Annotated in this window: 4 protein-coding genes and 1 pseudogene; all 5 read right to left on the bottom strand. The window is 37.8% G+C overall.

Annotation, left to right across the window (positions count from 1 at the left end; all coding sequences use genetic code 11):
• Positions 1 to 797 (bottom strand): annotated as a pseudogene (locus tag ACQR30_RS03365) (xylosidase); the annotation flags it as partial.
• A gap of 81 nt (positions 798 to 878) precedes the next feature.
• Positions 879 to 1,103, bottom strand: coding sequence for a fibronectin type III-like domain-contianing protein (locus tag ACQR30_RS03370; RefSeq protein WP_429731249.1), 225 nt, complete (start codon positions 1,101 to 1,103; stop codon positions 879 to 881).
• A gap of 9 nt (positions 1,104 to 1,112) precedes the next feature.
• Positions 1,113 to 1,628, bottom strand: a complete 516-nt coding sequence (locus ACQR30_RS03375; RefSeq protein ID WP_429731252.1) for a hypothetical protein — start codon at positions 1,626 to 1,628, stop codon at positions 1,113 to 1,115.
• Between the two features lie 100 nt (positions 1,629 to 1,728).
• Complete coding sequence (locus ACQR30_RS03380) at positions 1,729 to 2,067, bottom strand: hypothetical protein (protein WP_429731254.1); 339 nt, start codon at positions 2,065 to 2,067, stop codon at positions 1,729 to 1,731.
• Positions 2,068 to 2,131: 64 nt separating this feature from the next.
• Positions 2,132 to 3,153: alpha-L-arabinofuranosidase C-terminal domain-containing protein (locus tag ACQR30_RS03385; RefSeq protein ID WP_429731256.1), on the bottom strand; the 1,022-nt coding region annotated here is incomplete at its 5' end.

The raw sequence follows: 3,153 nt of genomic DNA on the forward strand, positions 1-3,153 counted from the left end.
ACGTCCACCAGCTCCGCTTGGGTCTTGTAACGTTCTTTACTCTGCCAGTAGCCGTAAGTCCATAGCGGAAACATGGGAACCTGACCCGTAAGGTCACGCATTCGGGCAATCACTCCATCAGCATTGCCGCCATACATAAAATAATAATCAACACCTTCACCCACATCTGATTTAAAAGAAGTACTGTCGTCATTATTGATAAAAACGGTGGGAGAATAATTATCCCAAAATACGCCATATCCCTTCACAGATTGAAAGATAGGAATATAATCATCGGTATTCCCCTGCACCATATGGAGCCTAACATTTCGTTGCTCCATTTTACCCCCTTGCTGCTGCCCTAAACCATAAATGGGTTCATCCTTGTCCAAAATAAAGGATTGTAAAACATTGAATGTTTTATTTCCTGCGTCATTAAAAGGTGTAAAACTTACACCATTAGCTTTTTCATTTAGAAGTGATACCCCTTTGTTCGAATAAAAAGAGAGTGTACCCGATTTTAAATTTAAAGTTATTCGTACATCATGGCTTTGCAGGTTTAAAAAATCACCCTTTTGCTTTACATTAAACGCTGTCTGTTCAGGAGTCTTAATAACAGAAAGGCTATGCTTGACAAAACGGTGACCAACAGGATATTTTATCACACGAACTATGTCAGGACTGTAAAACTGAATTTCCACATTTAAAGAATCTACTACAGCGTTAATGCCGGTATTGCTTCTCTGAAATGATTGCGCGTTGCTTTGTACAGAAAAGCAGATGGCGAAAGATAACATAAATCCCAATTTTATATTCATATTAAATCTGATTATTAGCCCTTTGAGTGGGCCTTCATAAAAATATAGATTCTACTAATTTTTTATTTATTAACGAATTGTCTAATCAATTATAAGCTTTAACTGCTTTAAATCTTTATCATCGGAACTGCTGCCGTACCACAGATCGTATTCACCGGGAACCACGTCCATTTTAAATGTATTCCCATCATAAAATTCAAAACTATTAAAAGGCAAATCAATGACTGCGTTACCTGTTGTACCTGCTGCCAAATCAATTCTTTTAAAGCCTTTTAATGTTTTTAGCAAGCCAGTGGTATCACCCACTTTTCTAACTTATACCTGCACGATTTCAGTACCTTTTCTCTTACCTATATTTGAAACGGGAATCGTAAGTTGCACCTCCCCGCCTTTTTTTATTTCTGTTTTGTCCAACTGTGCATTTCCAATCGAAAATTTGGTGTAACTCAAACCAAAACCAAATGGGAATAGAGGATCTGACATATAACGATAGGTTCTACGTTTCATTGAGTAGTCTTCAAAGCTGGTATTGTCAAATGAAGCAGCCATACCAATAGGCTCTGGGAATACCGATACGTCGCTGTTATTCGCAAGTCCATGCAAAGCTTCACTCCACCAATTAAATTTTTTGATACCTAATCGCGGAATTGCGGGAGATTGATCAAGCATTAAAGAAGCCTTCTCTTTTAATGTTAACCGACCAATCAAATCTTTCGCTCTTTGTTCCGATGAAAGATGAGGGTTCTGATACGGAAGTTGTCCATTCACATTCACGGCAAAAACAAAACTTAAGCCTAATAAAACAACTTTTCTCCGAAATATACATCTCATAAAATACTATTATTAAAAACGCTGCATCATTCAAATTCTGCGCTCAAAAAAATTGTCCCTGCTAAATGCGTCAAAGATCCAGCAAGGACAATAAACCGTGCTACCCTTTCACCCTTGTTAGCTTCGTTTCACCTCTTTCATTCTTGGTGGTGATTTCATCGTCGCCGGTAAGCTCCCCGGTAAAATCGATCGAATGATCGTTAAAGCTAATGCTGTAGGAAAATTTCTTTCCATCAACTTTTCCCTTTTCCAAAGGAAGCTCCCCAAACTTTGTTTTCATAGTACCAGTTAAGGAGTCATTTGTCACTTTAAAAGTGTAATTAACTTCGAAAGTTCCATTGGGCGTTTCCCGCGAACCTTTCCAATTACCATCAATTGCGCTCTGTGCGCTTCCTACTAGGAATCCAAAAAGCAGCATTGCCGTGAGTAGATACTTCATGATTTTTTATTTGAGTTTAAAAATGAGAACAGAATGAATAATTTCAATACCGTAAATATTCGTATTATTTGTTTGTTTTAATTTCAAAAATACTTACTGAATAGGGATCTAAATTTCTCGAAAACGTAGATTTTATGCCTTTAATATTTTCAGTAATCGGAATGATATTATTAGGATCGGTAATGCTGTTTGTAGCGTCGGGTTTATCTCCCTTAACAACCATCAGCGTAGCATCAGAAGAAATTTTAGCTATACCGCTCAAATTAATTTTTATAGCTTGCTTTTTTGCAATTGTATTCACTATTTTAAGATAGAGTATTCCTGTTGTGTCATTTAAGGTAGCAGAATAAAATATAGTGGGAACCTGTTTAGGAGCTTTACCTTCTGCCTTCTCCTTTTTGTTAAGTGGTTCATTTTGTTCCGGAATATTCGTAGCTGTTACCGGTACAATTTTATTACCCAAATAGTGGCTGAATAATTTTTGTACATAATAGGAAGGAGATCCATAACTATTCAGTGCATCATAGCCAATCAGATCAGAATCCCATTGCCAGGCTTTCTTTCCTGTTGTAGAATCTTTGCTTACATTGACAAACAAAGGTGCATAACAAGACATAATTACCAGATCCGAATTACGTTCCATACCGGTCATCCAGGCAGCATCTCCAAGTGCAGCATTCAGATTTGTGGTGGGAGCCCCTTCTCTTGTAGCCCATTCTCCCACAAAAATTTTGGGCCCTTTACGATCGTAATTATCGTATTGCGAAGCATTAGCCCACATTTCCCAGGAATTGCGATAATAGTGCTCATCTACCACCGTAGGAGTCAACTGTGATGCCGTTTTCATCTTGTCAAAATCTTTTTCAACAATGGTAGAGATACACGTAAGTTGCGGGTATTTAGCATCTATCGCTTTCTTAAACTGACTAAACCTCCCCTCATAACTATTGGACCTATCGAAGAAATCTTCATTTCCGATTTCAATATATTTCAATTTGAACGGTGCAGGATGTCCATCAGCAGCCCGTTTCGCGCCCCAATAAGTGGTTGTATCACCCATTACATATTCAATCTCGTTTAAAGCAT

It is taken from the genome of Arachidicoccus sp. (genome assembly GCF_050436765.1).
Taxonomy (GTDB): Bacteria; Bacteroidota; Bacteroidia; order Chitinophagales; family Chitinophagaceae; genus Arachidicoccus.